The organism is Jiangella rhizosphaerae (genome assembly GCF_003579925.1).
Lineage (GTDB): Bacteria > Actinomycetota > Actinomycetes > Jiangellales > Jiangellaceae > Jiangella > Jiangella rhizosphaerae.
Genome location: NZ_QUAL01000099.1, coordinates 1 through 17,517, shown reverse-complemented (window position 1 = coordinate 17,517; position 17,517 = coordinate 1). Strand labels below are relative to the sequence as shown.

Annotated in this window: 18 protein-coding genes, 1 tRNA gene and 1 pseudogene; 13 read left to right on the top strand and 7 right to left on the bottom strand. The window is 73.6% G+C overall.

The features are described 5' to 3' along the window. Positions 1-66 precede the first annotated feature (66 nt). Positions 67-1,311 carry an asparaginase gene (locus DY240_RS10910; RefSeq protein WP_199701289.1) on the bottom strand — a complete coding sequence of 415 codons (1,245 nt, stop codon included), beginning with the start codon at positions 1,309-1,311 and terminating at the stop codon, positions 67-69. A gap of 181 nt (positions 1,312-1,492) precedes the next feature. On the opposite strand from DY240_RS10910, the gene DY240_RS10905 reads away from it, so the two are divergent. Next, positions 1,493-1,564, top strand: a tRNA-Val gene (locus tag DY240_RS10905). A gap of 47 nt (positions 1,565-1,611) precedes the next feature. Further along, positions 1,612-2,235, top strand: a complete 624-nt coding sequence (locus DY240_RS10900) for a DUF3558 family protein (protein WP_158602813.1) — start codon at positions 1,612-1,614, stop codon at positions 2,233-2,235. 85 nt (positions 2,236-2,320) lie between these two features. Here DY240_RS10900 and DY240_RS10895 read toward each other — a convergent pair whose 3' ends face one another. Continuing rightward, a complete protein-coding gene (locus DY240_RS10895) occupies positions 2,321-2,959 on the bottom strand; it encodes an alpha-ketoglutarate-dependent dioxygenase AlkB (RefSeq protein WP_119659928.1) in 639 nt (212 codons plus the stop codon). A gap of 128 nt (positions 2,960-3,087) precedes the next feature. Here DY240_RS10895 and DY240_RS10890 point away from each other — a divergent pair, with 128 nt between their 5' ends. Next, positions 3,088-3,642, top strand: a complete 555-nt coding sequence (locus DY240_RS10890) for a dihydrofolate reductase family protein (protein ID WP_119659927.1) — start codon at positions 3,088-3,090, stop codon at positions 3,640-3,642. A gap of 65 nt (positions 3,643-3,707) precedes the next feature. Then, positions 3,708-4,109, top strand: coding sequence for a VOC family protein (locus DY240_RS10885; protein WP_147375280.1), 402 nt, complete (start codon positions 3,708-3,710; stop codon positions 4,107-4,109). On the opposite strand, the gene DY240_RS10880 is transcribed toward DY240_RS10885, so the two are convergent. Beyond that, positions 4,092-4,652 (bottom strand): hypothetical protein, encoded by a 561-nt coding sequence (locus DY240_RS10880; RefSeq protein WP_119659925.1) that lies wholly within the window; start codon positions 4,650-4,652, stop codon positions 4,092-4,094. The genes DY240_RS10885 and DY240_RS10880 overlap by 18 nt on opposite strands. Positions 4,653-4,807: 155 nt before the next feature. Here DY240_RS10880 and DY240_RS10875 point away from each other — a divergent pair, with 155 nt between their 5' ends. From DY240_RS10875 to DY240_RS10860, 4 genes are all read left to right on the top strand, one after another. Further along, positions 4,808-5,584, top strand: coding sequence for a cyclase family protein (locus DY240_RS10875; protein WP_119659924.1), 777 nt, complete (start codon positions 4,808-4,810; stop codon positions 5,582-5,584). Between the two features lie 5 nt (positions 5,585-5,589). Then, complete coding sequence (locus DY240_RS10870) at positions 5,590-7,224, top strand: thiamine pyrophosphate-binding protein (RefSeq protein ID WP_119659923.1); 1,635 nt, start codon at positions 5,590-5,592, stop codon at positions 7,222-7,224. A gap of 194 nt (positions 7,225-7,418) precedes the next feature. Then, positions 7,419-8,975 carry an MFS transporter gene (locus DY240_RS10865; RefSeq protein ID WP_119659931.1) on the top strand — a complete coding sequence of 519 codons (1,557 nt, stop codon included), beginning with the start codon at positions 7,419-7,421 and terminating at the stop codon, positions 8,973-8,975. Continuing rightward, positions 8,959-9,552 carry a TetR/AcrR family transcriptional regulator gene (locus DY240_RS10860; RefSeq protein ID WP_119659922.1) on the top strand — a complete coding sequence of 198 codons (594 nt, stop codon included), beginning with the start codon at positions 8,959-8,961 and terminating at the stop codon, positions 9,550-9,552. The genes DY240_RS10865 and DY240_RS10860 overlap by 17 nt, the downstream gene beginning before the upstream one ends. On the opposite strand, the gene DY240_RS10855 is transcribed toward DY240_RS10860, so the two are convergent. Further along, positions 9,528-10,430, bottom strand: coding sequence for a LysR family transcriptional regulator ArgP (locus tag DY240_RS10855; RefSeq protein ID WP_233552696.1), 903 nt, complete (start codon positions 10,428-10,430; stop codon positions 9,528-9,530). The genes DY240_RS10860 and DY240_RS10855 overlap by 25 nt on opposite strands. Positions 10,431-10,500: 70 nt before the next feature. On the opposite strand from DY240_RS10855, the gene DY240_RS10850 reads away from it, so the two are divergent. From DY240_RS10850 to DY240_RS10840, 3 genes are read left to right on the top strand one after another with little or no spacing between them, the layout of a single operon-like run. Next, entirely contained in the window at positions 10,501-11,100 is a 600-nt protein-coding gene (locus DY240_RS10850; RefSeq protein ID WP_119659921.1) for a LysE/ArgO family amino acid transporter, read from the top strand. 34 nt (positions 11,101-11,134) lie between these two features. Continuing rightward, positions 11,135-11,398: a hypothetical protein gene (locus DY240_RS10845; RefSeq protein WP_119659920.1), complete on the top strand. Its 264-nt coding sequence runs from the start codon at positions 11,135-11,137 to the stop codon at positions 11,396-11,398. Further along, positions 11,395-11,727 carry a type II toxin-antitoxin system PemK/MazF family toxin gene (locus DY240_RS10840; RefSeq protein WP_119659919.1) on the top strand — a complete coding sequence of 111 codons (333 nt, stop codon included), beginning with the start codon at positions 11,395-11,397 and terminating at the stop codon, positions 11,725-11,727. The genes DY240_RS10845 and DY240_RS10840 overlap by 4 nt, the downstream gene beginning before the upstream one ends. Positions 11,728-11,844: 117 nt before the next feature. Here the strand turns inward: DY240_RS10840 and DY240_RS10835 are convergent, their stop codons facing one another. Beyond that, on the bottom strand, positions 11,845-12,525 hold the full coding sequence (locus DY240_RS10835) for a response regulator transcription factor (RefSeq protein ID WP_119659918.1): 681 nt from the start codon (positions 12,523-12,525) through the stop codon (positions 11,845-11,847). Then, the gene (locus tag DY240_RS10830) at positions 12,522-13,721 is read right to left on the bottom strand and encodes a sensor histidine kinase (protein WP_119659917.1); all 1,200 of its coding nucleotides are present in this window, start codon (positions 13,719-13,721) and stop codon (positions 12,522-12,524) included. Before DY240_RS10830 ends, DY240_RS10835 begins: the two co-directional genes overlap by 4 nt. Before the next feature lie 141 nt (positions 13,722-13,862). Between DY240_RS10830 and DY240_RS34055 the strand changes: the two are divergent. Together DY240_RS34055 and DY240_RS34050 are read left to right on the top strand one after the other, a co-directional pair. Continuing rightward, positions 13,863-14,984, top strand: a pseudogene (locus DY240_RS34055) (MMPL family transporter); the annotation flags it as partial. 45 nt (positions 14,985-15,029) lie between these two features. Then, entirely contained in the window at positions 15,030-16,094 is a 1,065-nt protein-coding gene (locus DY240_RS34050) for an MMPL family transporter (RefSeq protein WP_407659300.1), read from the top strand. A gap of 47 nt (positions 16,095-16,141) precedes the next feature. Here the strand turns inward: DY240_RS34050 and ftsY are convergent, their stop codons facing one another. Then, positions 16,142-17,347 carry a signal recognition particle-docking protein FtsY gene (ftsY, locus tag DY240_RS10820; RefSeq protein WP_119659915.1) on the bottom strand — a complete coding sequence of 402 codons (1,206 nt, stop codon included), beginning with the start codon at positions 17,345-17,347 and terminating at the stop codon, positions 16,142-16,144. Between the last annotated feature and the right edge of the window lie 170 nt (positions 17,348-17,517).

Here is a 17,517-nt window from a genome sequence, read left to right as displayed (position 1 = left end):
CGCTGAAGCGTCGCCGCCGGCGGCCGGCCTTCCTGGCGGGAGGCCGGCCGCCGGCGGGATCGGCCGCTACGAGGTCCGCAGCGACGGCAGCGCCGAGGTGATGTCGGCCTGCAGGCTCGCCCACTCGATGAAGTCCGCGCGCACCTCCTCGACGCCGTCGTTGAAGGCGAGCGCCATCATCAGCAGCAACCGCGCGTGCTGGGCGTTGAGCGAGTCGGCCGGAAAGACCGCGCCGCTGCCGCCGTACACGCTGCCCGACCCGGTCCGGGTGGTCGACGCGAACATCACGCCGGCCTGCACCGCCCGGTTGCGGGCCTGGCTGGCCGCACCGGAGATGCCGCCGGCACCCGTCCCGGCGGTGACGATGCCCTCGACACCGGCGGCCGCCCACGCATCGATCGCCTCGCCGCCGGCCTCCTGCGCGTTGTAGAAGATCTCGACCCGCGGCAACTCCGCCTTGTCGATCGTCGTGAGGTCGAACGGCGTGCGCCAGTTGCGCAGCGCGTTCGCCGTCGTCACCACGCTCCCCCGGGTCTCGAACACCCGCAGCGCCCGGGCCGGCATGCGCATGATCCGCACCTTGAGGTCGTCGACGTAACCGAGGATGCCGAGCTCCGGCGTCTGGAACGTGTCCATCCGGTACGACGACGTCTTCGTCACGTCACGCACGGCGTGGATCTCGTCGTTGAGCATGAGGACGGTGCCGAACCACGCCGTCTTGCCGCTGGCCGCCGTCACGATCGCGTTGAACAGGTTGGCCTGCGCGTCGGACCCGATGACCGTCCACGGCCGCATGGCACCGGTGATGACGACCGGCTTCGGGCTCTGGACCGTGAGGTCGAGGAAGTAGCCGATCTCCTCCATCGTGTCCGTGCCGGTCGTGACCACGACGCCGTCCGACGTCTTCAGCGCGTTGTCGACGGCCAGCGACAGGTCGTACAGCTCGGCGATCGTGTAGCCGCCGGAGCCCTTGTTGCCGAACTGCAGGCTGTTCACGTTCGCCACCTCGTCGAGGTTGGGTACCTCGGCGAGCATGTCCTCCATCAGCAGGGTGCCGGCGCGGTAGCGCTGGAAGCTCGTCGGGGTGTCCGACAGCCCGGCCATGGTGCCGCCCGTGGCGACGACGGTGACCGTCGGCAGCGCCTCGTCCGCGGCGCGGACGACCGACTTCGGCACCGTCTGCACGGCCTGCGGAGGATGCGCCGGCGCACCGTCGGCGCCGGGCAGGAACACGAGCATCAACGCGACGGCGGCCGCGACCGCCAGCGGGACACGACCACGCATCGCCGCGACGTTCCGGTGGAACGACATCTGAGGGCACCTCCGGCTCACAGGACCAGGGACGCCCACAACGAATCAATGATCCGTTACAGGGACGAACCACCCCATTTTCCGCCGCGTTACGGATGCCGGCGCAGTGACGGCGACCGGCCGGGCGTCGATTTCGAGGTCCCGCCGCTCTCCCGATACCCTGAGCCTTCGCACGTCGACGGGGCGCATAGCTCAGCGGTAGAGCACTGGTCTTACAAACCAGGGGTCGTAGGTTCGAACCCTACTGCGCCCACCTCTCGATACGGCGGCGGGCGCCTCGACGTGCCATCATGGGGCGCCGTGCCGCAGCCTCGATCGAACTCGCCACGCCGCCGGCCCCCGTCGAGCCGGTTCGCCGGCGGTGCCGTCGCCGCGCTGGCCCTGCTGCTGGCTGGCTGCGGCAACGACGATCCCCGGTCCGGCGAGGGATCCACCCCGGCGGGGACCTCGGCCTCGCCCGCGCCGACGGCCACGGACCCGGCCTCCGAGCCACCGGCCGCGACGACGACCGCACCCGCCGACCAGAGTCCGCTCGAGGCGCTGCGGCCGTGCGAGGTGGTGGACGCCGCCGGGCTCGCGTCGCTCGGGCTCACCGGTGGCGAGGAGAAGAGCATCGGCCAGGCGCGGGTCTGCCGCTACCGGTTCGAGGGCCCGACGCTCAACGAGACCTTCACCGTGTCCGTCGAGCTCTTCGACACGTACGGCCTCGCCGACATCGTCACCACCGACTCCGAGATCCAGCCGCTGCCCCCGATCGGCGGCCACGAGGCGCGGACGTTCACCGAGGCGACCGGCGGGTGCGTGGTCAGCCTCGGCGTCACCGACAGCTCGCGCGTCGACGCGACGGCGGTCGGCGGCGACACCGAGCTGGCCTGCGAGCAAGCGACGGCCCTCGCCGCGGTCGTCGAGCCCGTGCTGCCCTAGAGCGCAATGGCGGCGGCCGGCCAGGCCGAACACCCAGCCGTCACGACGCCCGACGACGGTTCCACCTACTTCGGCGCCGTCCTCGCTAGCGCACCCCGGCCGGCCGGAACTGGACGCTGATGCGCGGCCCCACCGGCTTCGCCGTCTTGGGAACCGCGTGCTCCCAGGTCCGCTGGCAGGACCCGCCCATGACCAGCAGATCGCCGTGGCCGACGGCGAAACGCAGGGTGGCGCTGCCGCCGCCGCGCTGGCGCAGCAGCAGCGCTCGCGGGGCGCCGAGCGACACGATGGCGACCATGGTGTCCTCGGTGCTGCTGCGTCCGATGGTGTCGCCGTGCCAGGCCACGCTGTCGCGGCCGTCGCGGTAGAAGCACATGCCGGCGGTGGTGAACGGCTCACCGAGCTCGGCCGCGTAGTGCCGGCTCAGCGCCTCGCGCGCCTCGACCAGCAGGGGGTCGGGCAGCGGCTCGCCCTGGCCGTAGAAGCGGACCAGCCTCGGCACGTCGACCACCCGCTCGTACATGGTGCGCCGCTCGGCCCGCCACGGCACCGACTCCACCAGCGCGGTGAACAGCTGGTCGGACCCGCTGACCCAGCCGCGCCGGACGTCGACCCAGGCGCCACGGGTGAGGACGGTCCGCTCGACGGTGCCGCCGAGCGGCCCGAGCACGGCGCCGCCGCTGACGCCGTCGTCGAGCAGGGAGGCTTGGAACGCTACGGTCATGCCTCCACAATACCCGCTTTCGAACGGACGTTCTACCCGTCCGGGTCGGCAGGGAGAGGCATGAAGCACGGATGAAGCAGCCCGATGCTTCGGTGGGACGGCCGATGAGCCGAGATCGAGGAGAGGTCATGCGCAACGTCATTCTGTACATGTCGATGTCACTGGACGGGTTCGTCGACAGCGACCGCGAACACCCCGGGGTCGCGATCCCCGAGGGCGCCGATCTCAAGCAGTGGAAGCTCGACCGCATCAGCACGGCCGGCGCCCACCTCATGGGCCGCGTCACCTACCAGCAGATGTCGTCGTTGTGGCCGCACTCGGACGACCCGTACGCGGCCCCGATGAACGACATCCCCAAGGTCGTGTTCTCCAAGACGCTCAGCGACGCCGAGGCGAGCTGGCCGGTCACTCAGGTCGCGCGCGGTGACCTCGCGGACGAGATCGCCGCGATCAAGGCCGCGCCCGGCCCGGACGTCATCGCCTGGGGCGGCGGACGGTTCGCCGGCGCTCTGGCCGCGGCGAACCTGATCGACGAGTACCGCCTCTTCGTCCAGCCGCTGGTGCTGGGTCAGGGACGGGCGCTGTTCGACCAGCTGCCCGAATCCCGGCACCTGGACCTCGTCGAGGCCGTGCCGTTCCCCAGCGGCGTCGTGGTGCACGTCTACCGGCCGCAGCACACCTGAGGAGCGGACGCACCGCGGGTACGGTGGTGGCGCAGTACGAACCGTCCACCCCGTACGGAGCGCCCATGAGCCACGACGTCGTCTGGTGGGAGATCGAGACACCCGACCCGGCCGGGGCGCGGGCGTTCTACGGCGCGCTCTTCGGCTGGACGTTCGAGCGCGCCTTCGACGGGCCCGAGTCCGAGCTCGGAGGCGACTACTGGCTCATCCGGCGAGGCGGTGACGGCGCGGGCGCGAGCATCGGCGGGCTGCAGGCCGCGCTTCCGGGACGGCCGCCGCCGAGCGCGGGCGTCCGCCTGTACGTCGAGGTCGACGACCTCGAGGCGACGGTGGAGCGGGCGGCCGCCCTGGGCGCGACGGTGGAACGCGGCCGGACGCTTCTCGGCGGCGACGACTTCTGGTTCGCCACCGTCCGCGACCCGCAGGGCGTCTCCGTGGGGCTCTGGACGTCACGACCGCCGGCGTAGCCAACCCTTCGTCTTCGGCTCGGTCAACCGGAGGTTCTGCGCGGCCTCGGCCGCGACCACCGGGTGCCGCGAGTCGACCACCGACTGCCACAACCGGCGGGCGAGCTCGACGTCGCCGCCCTCGTACTCGTACAGCAGTTTGCCCAGGCGCGCGGCCGACCGCGGCCCGTAGTCCCGATGCCCCGACGCCGCCGCGTACTTCCACGCCTCGTAGGCGCGCTGGGGGTCGCGGACGGTGTAGAGCAGTTCGAGCCCGAGGTCGTGCGCCGCCCTCGGCGCGTACTCCACATGGCCGGAGTCGATGACCTGCTGTAACGCCGCCCGCGCTCCCTCGGCGTCGTCGCGCGCGCCCAGCAGGCCGGCCAGCTCGAGGCCGGCTTCGGGCGCCCGGTCGGGATGCCCCGACGACGCAGCCGCGCGCAGCGCCTTCGACTCCGATACCGCCGCCGGAACGCCGGACGCGATGGCTCGTTCGAACAGCGCTCGCGCCGCCTCCTCGCGGCCCTCCCCGGCCAGCCGGTCGGCGTCACCGACCAGGGTCATCGGGTCCAGATCACCTGTCACAGCGCCGAGCCAACCCGACGAAGGCGAACTCCGGGCGAACGACCGGCGACCTCCACGGCTCGATCGCCTCTGGACGCGGCCCCTCGGCGCCGGTCAGGATGAGCCGTCCCGGACCGCAGCGCGAAGGAGCCGACATGACCGTTCTCGCCGACCTGCTCGACGCCGTCGCCGGCGGCCGCATCGAGGTGCTCGACCTCACCGCGCCGCTGAGCGAGCAGACGCCGATCCTGCGGCTGCCCGAGCCGTTCGGCCAGACGGTCCCGTTCCAGCTGCACGAGATCAGCCGCTACGACGACCGTGGCCCCGGCTGGTATTGGAACAACATCACCACCGGCGAACACACCGGCACCCACTTCGACGCACCCGTCCACTGGGTCACCGGGCAGGACGGCGGCGACGTCGCTCAGGTGCCGCTCCCCCGGCTGATCGCGCCGGCCGCCGTCGTCGACGTGACGGAGCGGGCGGCGGCCGACCCCGACTTCCTGCTGGAGATCGACGACGTCAAGGCGTGGGAGGCCGAGCACGGCCCGCTGCCCGACGGCGGCTGGCTGCTGCTGCGCACCGGGTGGGACGCGCGGTCGCACGACCAGGAGGCGTTCCTCAACGCGAACGAGACCGGCCCGCACACGCCGGGCGTCAGCGTCGAGTGCGCCCGCTGGCTGGCCGACGAGGCGCCGGTCATCGGGCTCGGGGTCGAGACCGTCGGCACCGACGCCGGCGCGGCGCACTCGTTCGATCCCGCGTTCCCGTGCCACTCGTTCCTGCTCGGCGCCGGCAAGTACGGCCTGACCCAGCTGCAGAACCTCGCCCAGCTGCCGCCGACCGGCGCGGTCGTCGTCGCGGCACCGCTGCCGATCGTCGGCGGGTCGGGCAGCCCTGCGCGGGTCCTGGCTCTGGTCGAGCGGGCCTGACGGCCGTGCTGGTCGGCGAGGCGGTCGGCCGGGCGCTGGCGCGGCTGGGCGTCCGGCAAGCGTTCGGCGTGGTCGGCAGCGGCAACTTCCACGTCACGAATGCGCTGGTCGACGGCGGTGCGCGGTTCGTCGCGGCGCGGCACGAGGGCGGCGCGGCGACCATGGCCGACGCCTACGCGCGGATGAGTGGCGAGGTCGCCGCCGTCACCGTCCACCAGGGCTGCGGGCTCACCAACGCGCTGACCGGCATCGCCGAGGCCGCCAAGAGCCGCACGCCGCTGCTGGTGCTGGCCGCGGAGGCGACCGCACCCGGCTCCAACTTCCACGTCGACCAGCCGGCCATCGCCACCGCCGTCAGCGCGGCACAGGTCCGGGTCGCGTCCGCCGAGACCGCCCTCGACGACGTCGCGCGGGCGTACGCGCTGGCCCGGCACGAGCGGCGCACCGTCGTCGTCAACCTCCCGCTCGACGTGCAGGGCCTGCCGGTCGACGACGGCGCCCACGTGCGGCCCGCGGCACCACCGCCTCCCCCGCCGCCGCCGGACGTGTCGGAGGTGGCCGGGCTGCTCGCGGCGGCCCGGCGTCCGGTGCTGATCGCCGGACGGGGTGCGCGGCACGCCCGCGCCGACCTGCTGGCGCTGGCCGACGCGTGCGGCGCGCTGGTCGCGACGTCCGCCGTCGCCCGCGGGCTGTTCCACGGCAGCCCGTGGTCGCTGGACGTGTCCGGCGGGTTCGCCTCGCCGCTGGCCGCCGCGCTGATCACCGAGGCCGACGTCGTCGTCGGGTTCGGCTGCGCGCTGAACATGTGGACCATGCGGCACGGCCGGCTGATCGGGCCGGGTGCCCGCGTCGCCCAGGTCGACGTCGAGGCCGACGCCATCGGACGGCACCGCCCCGTGGACGTGGGGGTCGTCGGCGACAGCGCGCAGGTGGCGCGGGCCGTCACCGCCGCGCTCCATGGCCGGCAGGGCCCCGGGTATCGCAGCGACGAGCTCCGCGACCGGATCGCTCGCGAGCTGCGCTGGCGCGACGTCCCGTACGACGACTGGGGCGGCGGGTCCGGTGCGTCGGCGCGGATCGACCCCCGCACCCTGACGATCGCCCTCGACGACCTGCTGCCGGCCGAGCGCGTCGTCGCCGTCGACTCCGGCAACTTCATGGGCTACCCGAGCATGTTCCTCTCCGTCCCGGACGAGTTCGGCTTCTGCTTCACGCAGGCGTTCCAGTCGATCGGGCTCGGCCTGGCGACGGCGATCGGCGCGGCGCTGGCCCGCCCGGACCGGCTCCCCGTCGCCGCCCTGGGCGACGGCGGCGCGCTGATGGCCGCCGCCGAGCTGGACACCGTCCGGCGGCTGGGCCTGCCCATGGTCGTCGTGGTCTACAACGACGACGCGTACGGCGCGGAAGTGCACCACTTCGCCGACGGCTCGCCGCTGGACACCGTCACGTTCCCCGACACCGACATCGCCGCCATCGGGGCCGGCTACGGCTTCGACGCGGTGACCGTGCGGTCCGTGGACGACCTCGGCGGGGTCCGCTCCTGGCTCGACGGCGATCGCGCCCGCCCGCTGCTCGTCGACGCCAAGGTCGCCGCGCCGCAGGGCTCGTGGTGGCTGGAGGAGGCCTTCCGCGGCCACTGACCGGCCCACCCGAAGTTGATCTTGGAGTTGTGCGGCCATCTATCGGACATTTCACCCCGCATTTGCCGAACAACTCCAAGATCAACGGGGGTCGGCCCCACAGTGACGGAGGCCACGGCGCCGCCGGGTTCAATTACGAGACTGCCGGGTCTAGTATCAGCGATATACGGAACCCAACAGTCTCGGAAGTGGTCATGACCCTCGCACCGCCCGACACCGAGTCCGCCACGCTGTCCGAGCGCGCCCACCGGCGCCGCTGGGCGACGCTGGCCGTGCTGTCGCTGAGCCTCGTCCTCATCGGCATGGACACCACCGTCCTCAACACCGCCATCCCGACCATGCAGCGCGACCTCGGGGCGACCGCCAGCGAGCTGCAGTGGATCATCGACGCCTATACGCTGGCCTTCGCCGGGCTGCTGCTGACCGCCGGCGCGTGGGGCGACAAGTACGGCCGCAAGCTCGCGCTCGCCGCGGGCCTGGTCGTCTTCGGCGCCGCCAGCGTCTGGGGCGCGACGGCGAACGACCCCGGCACCGTCATCGCGGCCCGGACGGTGATGGGTCTCGGCGGCGCGCTGATCATGCCGAGCACGCTGTCGATCCTCATCGACGTGTTCCGTGACCCGGCGGAGCGCAAGCGGGCCATCGGCGTGTGGGCGGCGATGGCCGGCATCGGCATCGCCGGCGGACCGGCGGTCGGCGGCTGGCTGCTGGAGCACTTCTGGTGGGGCTCGGCGCTGATGATCAACGTCCCGGTCGTCGCGGCCGCGCTGCTGCTCGGGTTCTGGCTGGTGCCGGAGTCGCGCGACCGGAAGGCGCCGCGGCTGGACCTGGTCGGCGCCGTACTGTCGTGCGCCGGGCTGGTCGCGCTGGTGTGGGCGCTGATCGAGGCGCCGGACCGCGGCTGGACCGACGCCGTCACGCTGGGCGCCATCGCGGCCTCGCTGGCGGTCCTGGCCGGCTTCGTGCTGTGGGAGCGCCGCCACCCGCACCCGATGCTGCCGGTGGGGTTCTTCCTGAACCGCCGCTTCAGCGTGCCCGCGATCTCGATCACGCTGGTGTTCTTCGCCATGATGGGCGCGGCGTTCTTCCTCTCCGTCTACCTGCAGACGGTGCTCGGCTACACCCCGCTCGAGGCCGGCATCAGGATCCTGCCGCTGGCGATCGGCCTGGTCGTCGGCGGCCCGGCGGCGATGGCCGTGGCCCAGCGGGTCGGCGAGAAGTGGCCGACGGTGTTCGGGCTGGCGCTGCTGGCGGCGTCGTTCTGGATCTTCACCGGGACGACGGTCGACAGCGGCTACGCGCCGCGCGGCCTCACCGCGACCATCGTCATGGGGTTCGGCATGGCGTTCGCGATGGGCCCGGCGACGGAGTCGGTCATGGGTGCTGTGCCGCGCGCCAAGGCCGGCGTCGGCTCGGCCGTCAACGACACCGTCCGCCAGGTCGGCGGCGCGCTGGGCGTCGCGGTGCTGATCTCGGTGCTGAACTCGGTCTACGCTGCGCAGGTGGACGACGCCGCTGCCCAGCTGCCCGCGGAGGCTGCGCACGCCGCCGAGGACAGCATCCAGGGCGCCTACGCCGTCGCCGGCGAGCTGCCCGCCGAGCCCGCGACGGCCCTCGTCCACGCCGCGAACACCGCGTTCGTCGACGCCATGACCACGACGACGGCCGTCGCCGGCGTCGTCGTCCTGGTCGGCGCGCTGGTCGCGCTGCTCTGGCTGCCCAGCCACGCCCGCGATGAGCAATCCGGCTGAGCCGCGTCGTGGCCGGCCGCGCGACCCGGAGGCGGACCGCCGCATCCAGGAGGCCGCGGCCGGCCTGCTGCTCGAACGCGGCATCGACGGCATGACGGTCGACGCCGTCGCGGAGCGGGCCGGGGTCGGCAAGGCGACGCTGTACCGGCGCTGGGCCAGCAAGGACGAGCTGGCCCTCGCCGCCGCCGAGGCGCTGTTCGGGCTGGAGGTGCGCGTCCCCGACACCGGCACGCTGCTCGGCGACCTCACCGAGGTCTACACCGACCTGCTCCGGCTGGCCGGCAGCGCCGAAGGCCGGGCGTTCTTCCAGCGGGCCGCCACGGAGGCCGGCCGCGACCCGCGGATCGGCGAGCTGTACCGGCTCTCGCTGGCCCACCGGCTGGCCGAGGTCGATGCCATCTTCGACCGCGCGATCGCCCGCGGCGAGCTGCCCCCCGACGTCGACCGCCAGCTCATGTTCGACTGGCCGGCCGGCGTGATCATCATGCGCATCCTCACCGGCGTGCCCCTCCCCGGCGTGGACGAGGCGGCGACGCTCGCGCGCGCGACGATCTACGGGTTCGGCGCCCGCAGCTGACCGGCGGCCGCGGCCACGACGGCGGACGTGAGCTCGTCGAGCAGTGGCGAGGCCAGCTTCCAGCGCTGCCAGTACAGCGGGACGTCGAGGTGGCGGCCCGGCGCGATCTCGACCAGCCGCCCATCCGCCAGCGCGGGCCGCGCCATGGTGTCCGGGATCATCGCCCAGGCCAGCCCGAGGACCGCCGCGTCGGCGAAGCCCACCGACGACGGCAGAACGGTGACGGGCGGGTCGGTCCGGCGCCCGGAGACCTCGCGGGCGAACCGCGCCTGCAGGGCGTCCTTCCGGTTGAAGATCAGCATCGGGGCGGCAGCGAACGCCGTCGCCGTCGGCCCCTCGGCGAACCAGCGGCGCACGAAGCCGGGTGAGGCGACGCCGAGGTAGCGCATCGACCCGAGCGGACGGACGCTGCAGCCCTGGACGGCGCGCGGATCGGCGGTGACCGCGGCCATGACGGCGCCCTCGCGCAGCAGCGTCGCCGAATGGTCCTGGTCCTCCTGGTGGATCTCGAAGCACGCCGCCCGCTGCGTCGCCAGCCCGGTGAGCGCCGGCAGGAACCACGTCGCCAGCGAGTCGGCGTTGACCGCCACCGGCAGCCGCACCTCGACGCCGCCGGGGTCGCCCGACAGCGCCGCGAGCGCCTCGCCCTCCAGCAGCCGCACCTGCCCCGCGTACCGCGCCAGCACCTGTCCCGCGGGCGTGGCGCCGGCCGGGCGGGTCCGCGTGACGAGGATCTGGCCCATCCGCGCCTCGAGCGCCTTGACCCGCTGGCTCACCGCCGACGGCGTCACGTGCAGCCGGCGGGCGGCGGCCTCGAAGCTGCCCTCGTCGACGACGGCGGCGAATGCGCTCAGCTGCGCGAGATCGATCCGCATCATGAAGCCATGCTAATGAAGGCTTAGAAACATTAGCTGGCCTTCGGCACGCTCCCGCCCTACCGTCGAGGGCGTGTCCAGTGCCGCCATCGGGTTCGCCACGTCGCTGTCGCTGATCGTCGCCATCGGCGCGCAGAACGCGTTCGTGCTGCGCCAGGGCATCGCGCGGCGCCACGTGGTGCCGGTGGTGCTGGTCTGCGCCGCCGCCGACGCGCTGCTCATCGGCGCCGGCATCGCGGGGCTGGGCGCGCTGCTCACCGCGCACCCGTGGGCGCTGGACGTCGCGCGGTACGGGGGCGCCGCGTTCGTGTTCGGCTACGGTGCCCTCGCCGCGCGCCGGGCGCTGCGCCCGTCGTCGCTGACGGCCGCCGGCCGCTCGGCCACGACGGCGCGCGCCGCCGTGCTCACCTGCCTGGCGTTCACCTTCCTCAACCCGCACGTGTACCTCGACACCGTCGTGCTGCTCGGCTCGCTGGCCAACCAGCACGGCGACGACGGCCGCTGGCTGTACGGCGCCGGCGCCGCGGCGGCGTCGATCGGGTGGTTCACGGCGCTGGGATTCGGCGCCCGCGGCCTGAGCCGGGTGTTCGAGCGGCCGCGCGCCTGGCAGGTCCTGGACGGGATCATCGCCCTGGTGATGGCCGCGATCGGCCTCGGCCTCCTGCTCAGCTGAGCGTTGTAGTAGCGCGCTGGGTATACTCGTGGGTATGACGGCGACCACCACCATCAAGGTGCCGCGGGCCCTCCACCAGCGCCTGGCCGAGCGAGCCCGGCGGGAACGAGTGACGCTGGCGACCGCCATCGAGCACGCGCTCGACGAGGCGGACGAACGATCGTTCTGGCTCGCCGTCCGGGCCGAGCACGCAGCGATGAGCGACGAGGAACGTGCCGAGTACGAGTCGAGCGCCACGCTCGGCGACAACCTCGATGACGGTGATGACGACGACCTGACCGCGGAGCACGGCTGGTGAACCGCGGCGACATCTACCTCGCCGATCTCGGTGAGCCCATCGGACACGAGCAGGCTCTGAAGCGGCCGGTGCTCATCGTGAGCGCCCAACCGTGGCTGGAGTCGCATCCACCTGTCGTGACCGTTCTGCCCTTGACCCGCACCTACCGGCAACGATCGACCCACGTCGAGGTCGAGCCCGGGAGCTCCGGGCTGAAGGCCACCAGCTACGTCAAGTGCGAGGACATTCGCGCCATCTCGCCACGGCGGCTCGGTCGATACTTCGGCCGGGCGGACGACGCGACCCTCGTCACGATCGAGACCATCCTGCGGCGTCTGCTCGCTCTGTAAGGCCTCGATGAGGCGCACGCCGGGCGCGACCGCGGGACGCCGATCGCCGGCCGTCTTCGTCAAGGTCGAGTTACTGCTGCTCTAGCGGTAGCAAGTCGACCTCGACGCAGGACGACATCAGGTCGCGGGGCGGGCGCTGACCAGTCCGGTCTGGTAGGCGATGACGACGAGCTGTGCGCGGTCGCGGGCGCCGAGCTTGATCATCGCCCGGCTGACGTGCGTCTTGGCCGTCGCCGGGCTGAGCGAGAGCGCCGCGCCGATCTCGGCGTTGGACAGGCCGGTGCCGACCAGCGCCAGCACCTCGCGCTCGCGCTGGGTGAGCACGCCCAGGCGGTCCTCGGCGACCTGGTGTGCCGCCCGGGCCGCGGTGAACTGGGCGATCAGGCGCCGGGTGATCTTCGGGGCGAGCAGCGCCTCGCCGGCGGCGACGACGCGGATGGCGTGCAGCAGTTCCTGCGGTCCGGCGTCCTTGAGCAGGAAACCGCTGGCGCCGGCATCGAGCGCGTCGAACACGTACTCCTCGGTGTCGTACGTGGTGAGGATCAGCACCTTGACCCGCTCGAGGCCCGGGATGGCGGCGATGCGGCGGGTCGCCTCGATGCCGTCGAGGCCGGGCATCCGGATGTCCATGAGCACGACGTCGGGACGCGACTCGCGGCAGCGCTCGATCGCCTCGGCGCCGGTGGCGGCCTCGCCGACGACCTCGATGTCGTCCTCGACGTCGAGCAGTACCCGGAATCCGGTGCGGACGAGCACCTGGTCGTCGGCGAGGACGACCCGCACGGTGGGGTTCGTCATCGGGCGGCGGCCTCGACGCGGTGCAGCGGCAGCCGGGCGCGGACCCGGAAGCCGTCGCCGTCGGGACCGGCCTCGAATGCGCCGCCGAGCAGCTCGCACCGTTCCCGCATGCCGGCCAGGCCGCGGCCGGGCTCGACGGGCGGGCCGGCGGGCGCGCTGAGCCCGCCGCCGTCGTCGGCGACCTCGATCCGCAGCTCGCCGTCGCGCAGTTCGAGGCCGACGGTGACCCGGGCCGGCCCCGCGTGCCGGATGACGTTGGTGATGGCCTCCTGGACGATGCGGTACGCGGCGCGGTCGACGGCATCGGGCAGCGTCTCGGCGGGCACCGAGCCGGCGACCGTGACGTCGAGCCCGGCCCGCCGGGCCACCGAGAGCAGCTCGTCGAGCGCGCCGAGGCTCGGGCCGGGCGAGCCGTCGTCGTCGCCGCGCAGCACGCCGAGGACGGAGCGCATCTCGCGCAACGCCCGGGCGCTGGTCTGCTCGATGGTGAGCAGCGTCTCGCGGGCGCGTTCGGGCCGCTTGTCCAGCACGTGCGCCGTCACCCCCGCCTGCACGTTGATGATCGCGATGGCGTGCGCCACGGTGTCGTGCACCTCGCGGGCGATGCGCAGCCGCTCGGCGTCGACCCGGCGGCGGGCCTCCTCGTCGCGGGTGCGCTCGGCCTCCTCCGCCCGGCGCAGCGCGTCGGCGGCGATGACGCGGCGCGACCGCACCGACTCCCCCAGCGCCGCGGCCATGATGGTCGCGCCGATGCGGAAGGCCAGCCAGCCGATGCGCTCGCGCTCGTCGAAGTCGGTGGTGCCGATCCAGACGACCGTCAGCAGGGCGAGGCCGTTCGCGACGACGACCAGGGAGCGGCGGCCGTCGCCGTGCGCCGTCACCGTGTAGATGGCCACGAACAGCGAGATCCAGCCCGGCCCATCCGGGTAGCCGGCCGCGAAGTAGACGACGCTGATGAGGGCGGTCGCCACGAAGACGGGGACCGGCCAGCGCCGCCGCACCAGCAGGGCCAGGCCGCTGAGGACGAGCAGCCCGTTGCCCGCGACGCCGAGGACGTCGAACGGGGCGCCGGGGTCCGGGTCGGCCAGGATCGCCGAGTGCGTGCCCTGCACCTGCAACAGCGTGACGAAGCCGGCGATCAGCACGTCCTGCGTCCGCGCCGACAGTGCCGGCAGGCGCCGTACCAACCGCTCCATGGGAAGGATCGTAGCCACACGCGCCGAGGCGGGGCGTCGTCCGCGCGTCGCATCGGCCTACTCCGCCGGGCGTAGACGCCGGCGGGAGGACGCGCTCCGCAGCCGACGACGGCGCCCGGGCCGGGCTTCCAGGATGCGAGTATGACGACTACACCGACACAGAGCAGGCCGGGGCCGCTGGGGCGGCTGGCCGGCGTGGCGTTCCGGCACCGCTGGCGGGTGCTGCTCGGCTGGGCGGCGGCGCTGGCCGTCGCCGCGGGGCTGACCGCCGCGTTCGGTGGTGACTACGAGGTCGACTACTCCAGTCCCGGCAGCGACTCGCAACAGGCGCAGCGGCTGCTCCTCGACGGGTTCCCCGCCCAGGCCGGCGAGCCGGTGGACGTGGTGGTGCGCTCCGACGAGCCGGTGACCGACCCGGGCGTCCAGGCCGACGTCACCGTGCTGCTGGACGAGCTGCGCACGCTGCCGCACGTCGTCGCCGTCGACGACCCGTACACGGCGGCCGGCGGGCTGGCGCCGGACGGGCAGACGCTGGTGGCGCGGCTGAGCCTCGACGTCGACGCGCCGGAGGACATGCCGGTCGAGGACACCGAGCGGCTGCTGGCGGCCGCCGAGGAGGCATCGCGGCCGGGGCTCGAGGTCGCACTGGGCGGCGACGCGATCCGGCTGGCCGAGTCCGGCGAGTTCGGCGGGGAGATGGTCGGGCTGGTCGCCGCGGCCGTGATCCTGCTGGTGACGTTCGGCACGGTGGTCGCGGCCGGACTGCCGATCGGCGTCGCCGTGGCCGGGCTGGCGGTGAGCTCGACGCTGGCCGGGCTGGTCGCGGCGGTCATGGACGTGCCGGACTGGGCGCCGATCCTGGCGTCGCTGATGGGCATCGCGCTGGGCATCGACTACGTGCTGCTCATGGTCACGCGATTCCGCGAGTGGCGCGCGGCCGGGCTGGACCCCGAGCGGGCCGCCGTCGCGACGCTGGACACCGCCGGGCGCGCGGTCATGGTGGCCGGCAGCACGGTGATGGTCAGCATGTTCGGCCTGTTCGCGATGGGCCTGTCGTTCATGCGCGGCGCGGCCGTGGTGACGATGGTCGCCGTCCTCGTCGTCATGGCCGCCGCGGCGACGCTGTTCCCGGCGCTGCTCGGGTTCTTCGGGCACCGGATCGAGCGATGGCGGCTGCCGGTCGGGCGGCGGCGCGGCACGGTGGCGGTGGCCGAGGGCGGGCACCTGGCGCCGTCGCCCGGCTGGCTGCGGTGGAGCCGGCTGATCGAGCGCCGCAACATCCTCGCCGTCGTGCTGGGCGGCGGGCTGATGCTGGCGCTGGCCGCGCCGTTCCTCGGCGCCCGGTTCGGCTTCCCCGACGCGGGCAACGACCCGGCCGATCACTCCAGCCGGCAGGCCTACGACCTGCTCGCCGACGGGTTCGGCGCCGGCGCCAACGGCCCGCTGCTGCTGGTGACGTCGCTGGACGGCGACGACGCGGCCGCCGCGCTGCCGGCGCTGTCCGACGCCGTCGCGGCGACACCCGGGGTCGCGGCCGTCCTGCCGCCCGCCGTCGACCCGTCCGGCGCGACCGCGCTGCTCACCGTCCTGCCCGAGACCGGCCCGCAGGACGCCGCGACGGAAGACCTCGTGCACGCCCTGCGCGACGACGTGCTGCCCGCGGCCGGCGCCGATGCCGGGCTGGACGTGCACGTCGGTGGCGTGACGGCTGCGGCGATCGACGTCAACGAGTCGATGGCCGACGGCCTGCCGCTGCTCATCGGCGGCGTGGTGACGGTGTCGATGGTGCTGCTGCTGGTGTCGTTCCGCAGCGTCGTCGTCATGCTCACCGCCGCGCTGATGAACCTGCTCTCCGTCGCGGCTGCGTACGGCGTGGTGGCGCTGGTGCTGGAGGGCGGCTGGGCCGGACAGCTGGTCGGCATCGACACCGAGACGCCGATGCCGGCCTACGTGCCGGTGGTGATGTTCGCGGTGCTGTTCGGGCTGTCGATGGACTACGAGGTGTTCCTCATCAGCCGCATGCGCGAGTCGTGGATGCGCACCGGCGACAACGCACGGGCGATCGTCGACGGACTCGCCGGCACCGGGCGGGTCATCACGGCGGCGGCGGCGATCATGGTGACGGTGTTCGCCGCGCTGGTGCCCAGCCCGGACGTCGTGCTGAAGTCGCTCGGCGTCGGGATGGCCGCGGCGATCCTCATCGACGCGACCATCGTGCGCATGCTCCTGGTGCCGGCCGTCATGCACGTGCTCGGCCGGGCGAACTGGTGGTCGCCGCGGTGGCTGGACCGGCGGATCCCGCAGCTCTACGTCGAGGGCCGGCCGGAGCTGTTCCTGCCGGAGCGCGAGCCGGAACCGGCGCTCGTCCGCTGACGGCAGGATGGGTGAGGGATCTGTGCAGCCATGGCTACGCAGATCCCTCACCCATCTGCGTCGCCGAGGATGCCGTCGACGAAGGCCTCGGGGTCGAACGGCGCGAGGTCGTCGGGGCCCTCGCCGAGGCCGACCAGCTTGACCGGGACGCCGAGCTCGCGCTGGACGGCGACGACGATGCCGCCCTTGGCGGTGCCGTCGAGCTTCGTCAGGACGATGCCGGTGACGTCGACGACCTCGCCGAACACCCGGGCCTGCACCAGGCCGTTCTGGCCGGTGGTGGCGTCGAGGACGAGCAGCACCTCGTCGACCGGGCCGTGCTTCTCGATGACCCGCTTGACCTTGCCCAGCTCGTCCATGAGGCCGACCTTGGTCTGCAGCCGGCCGGCGGTGTCGACGAGGACGGTGTCGGCCTCCTGCTCGATGCCGGCCTTGACGGCGTCGAACGCGACGCTGGCGGGGTCGCCGCCCTCGGGCCCGCGGACGGTGACGACGCCGACGCGGTCGCCCCAGGTGGTGAGCTGGTCGGCGGCCGCGGCCCGGAACGTGTCGGCGGCGCCGAGGAGGACGTCGCGGTCCTCGGCGACCAGCACGCGGGCCAGCTTGCCGACCGTCGTCGTCTTGCCGGTGCCGTTGACGCCGACCACCAGGACGACCGCGGGCCGGCCGTCCTCGACGTGGCGGTCGGTACGCAGCATGCGGTCCAGCGAGGGGTCGACCAGGGCGAGCAGCTCCTCGCGCAGCAGCGTGCGGGCCGCCTCGGGGCTCTGGATGCCCTCGACCCGGGCCCGGGTGCGCAGCCGCTCGACCAGCTCCTGCGTCGGCGCGACGCCGAGGTCGGCGGTGAGGAGGGTGTCCTCGATCTCCTCCCACGTCTCGTCGTCGAGCCGCTCGCGGGACAGCAGGCTGAGCAGGCCCTTGCCGAGGCTGGTCTGCGAGCGGGCCAGGCGGGAGCGCAGCCGCACCAGCCGGCCGGCGGCGGGCTCGGGCCGCTCGATCGCCGGCGCCTCGGGCTCGACGGGCGCCTCCGGGGCCTCGGGCTCGGGCAGCTGGACGTCGCTGATCGGCGTGCGCTGTGCCTCGGCCGGTGCGGTGGCGTCGTCACCGACCCCGGGCTGGTAGTCGACGCCCGGCCGGGGCGGCGGCGCCTCGACCGTGCCCCGCCGTCGGCGGGGAACCAGGAACGCTGCCAGGGCGATGCCCAGAACGACCACGACGGCTGCGACGATGACGATGTACTCCACGGCCGCCATCCTCGCACGTTCTCAGCGGCTCGCCGGACCGCCGCCCGTCCGGACCGTGCGTCGGCGTACGGCGGTCAAGCGGCGCGGTGCGTCACCTCGGAGGCGGCGACCCGGGTCAGTGCGGCCGGCGGGCTCGCCGGACGGGCGGCGGCCGCCCGGCCGACACCCGGCCCGGCCTC

Bases quoted from the DNA above. Each gene is read 5' to 3' on its own strand.
- DY240_RS10845 (WP_119659920.1), top strand. From the start codon at position 11,135: ATGACGGCGACCACCACCATCAAGGTGCCGCGGGCCCTCCACCAGCGC.
- DY240_RS10875 (WP_119659924.1), top strand. From the start codon at position 4,808: ATGACCGTTCTCGCCGACCTGCTCGACGCCGTCGCCGGCGGCCGCATC.
- DY240_RS10835 (WP_119659918.1), bottom strand. From the start codon at position 12,525: ATGACGAACCCCACCGTGCGGGTCGTCCTCGCCGACGACCAGGTGCTC.
- DY240_RS10885 (WP_147375280.1), top strand. From the start codon at position 3,708: ATGAGCCACGACGTCGTCTGGTGGGAGATCGAGACACCCGACCCGGCC.
- DY240_RS10880 (WP_119659925.1), bottom strand. From the start codon at position 4,652: ATGACCCTGGTCGGTGACGCCGACCGGCTGGCCGGGGAGGGCCGCGAG.
- DY240_RS10855 (WP_233552696.1), bottom strand. From the start codon at position 10,430: ATGATGCGGATCGATCTCGCGCAGCTGAGCGCATTCGCCGCCGTCGTC.
- DY240_RS34050 (WP_407659300.1), top strand. From the start codon at position 15,030: ATGCTGGCGCTGGCCGCGCCGTTCCTCGGCGCCCGGTTCGGCTTCCCC.
- DY240_RS10830 (WP_119659917.1), bottom strand. From the start codon at position 13,721: ATGGAGCGGTTGGTACGGCGCCTGCCGGCACTGTCGGCGCGGACGCAG.
- DY240_RS10860 (WP_119659922.1), top strand. From the start codon at position 8,959: ATGAGCAATCCGGCTGAGCCGCGTCGTGGCCGGCCGCGCGACCCGGAG.
- DY240_RS10910 (WP_199701289.1), bottom strand. From the start codon at position 1,311: ATGTCGTTCCACCGGAACGTCGCGGCGATGCGTGGTCGTGTCCCGCTG.
- DY240_RS10895 (WP_119659928.1), bottom strand. From the start codon at position 2,959: ATGACCGTAGCGTTCCAAGCCTCCCTGCTCGACGACGGCGTCAGCGGC.
- ftsY (WP_119659915.1), bottom strand. From the start codon at position 17,347: ATGGCGGCCGTGGAGTACATCGTCATCGTCGCAGCCGTCGTGGTCGTT.
- DY240_RS10890 (WP_119659927.1), top strand. From the start codon at position 3,088: ATGCGCAACGTCATTCTGTACATGTCGATGTCACTGGACGGGTTCGTC.
- DY240_RS10865 (WP_119659931.1), top strand. From the start codon at position 7,419: ATGACCCTCGCACCGCCCGACACCGAGTCCGCCACGCTGTCCGAGCGC.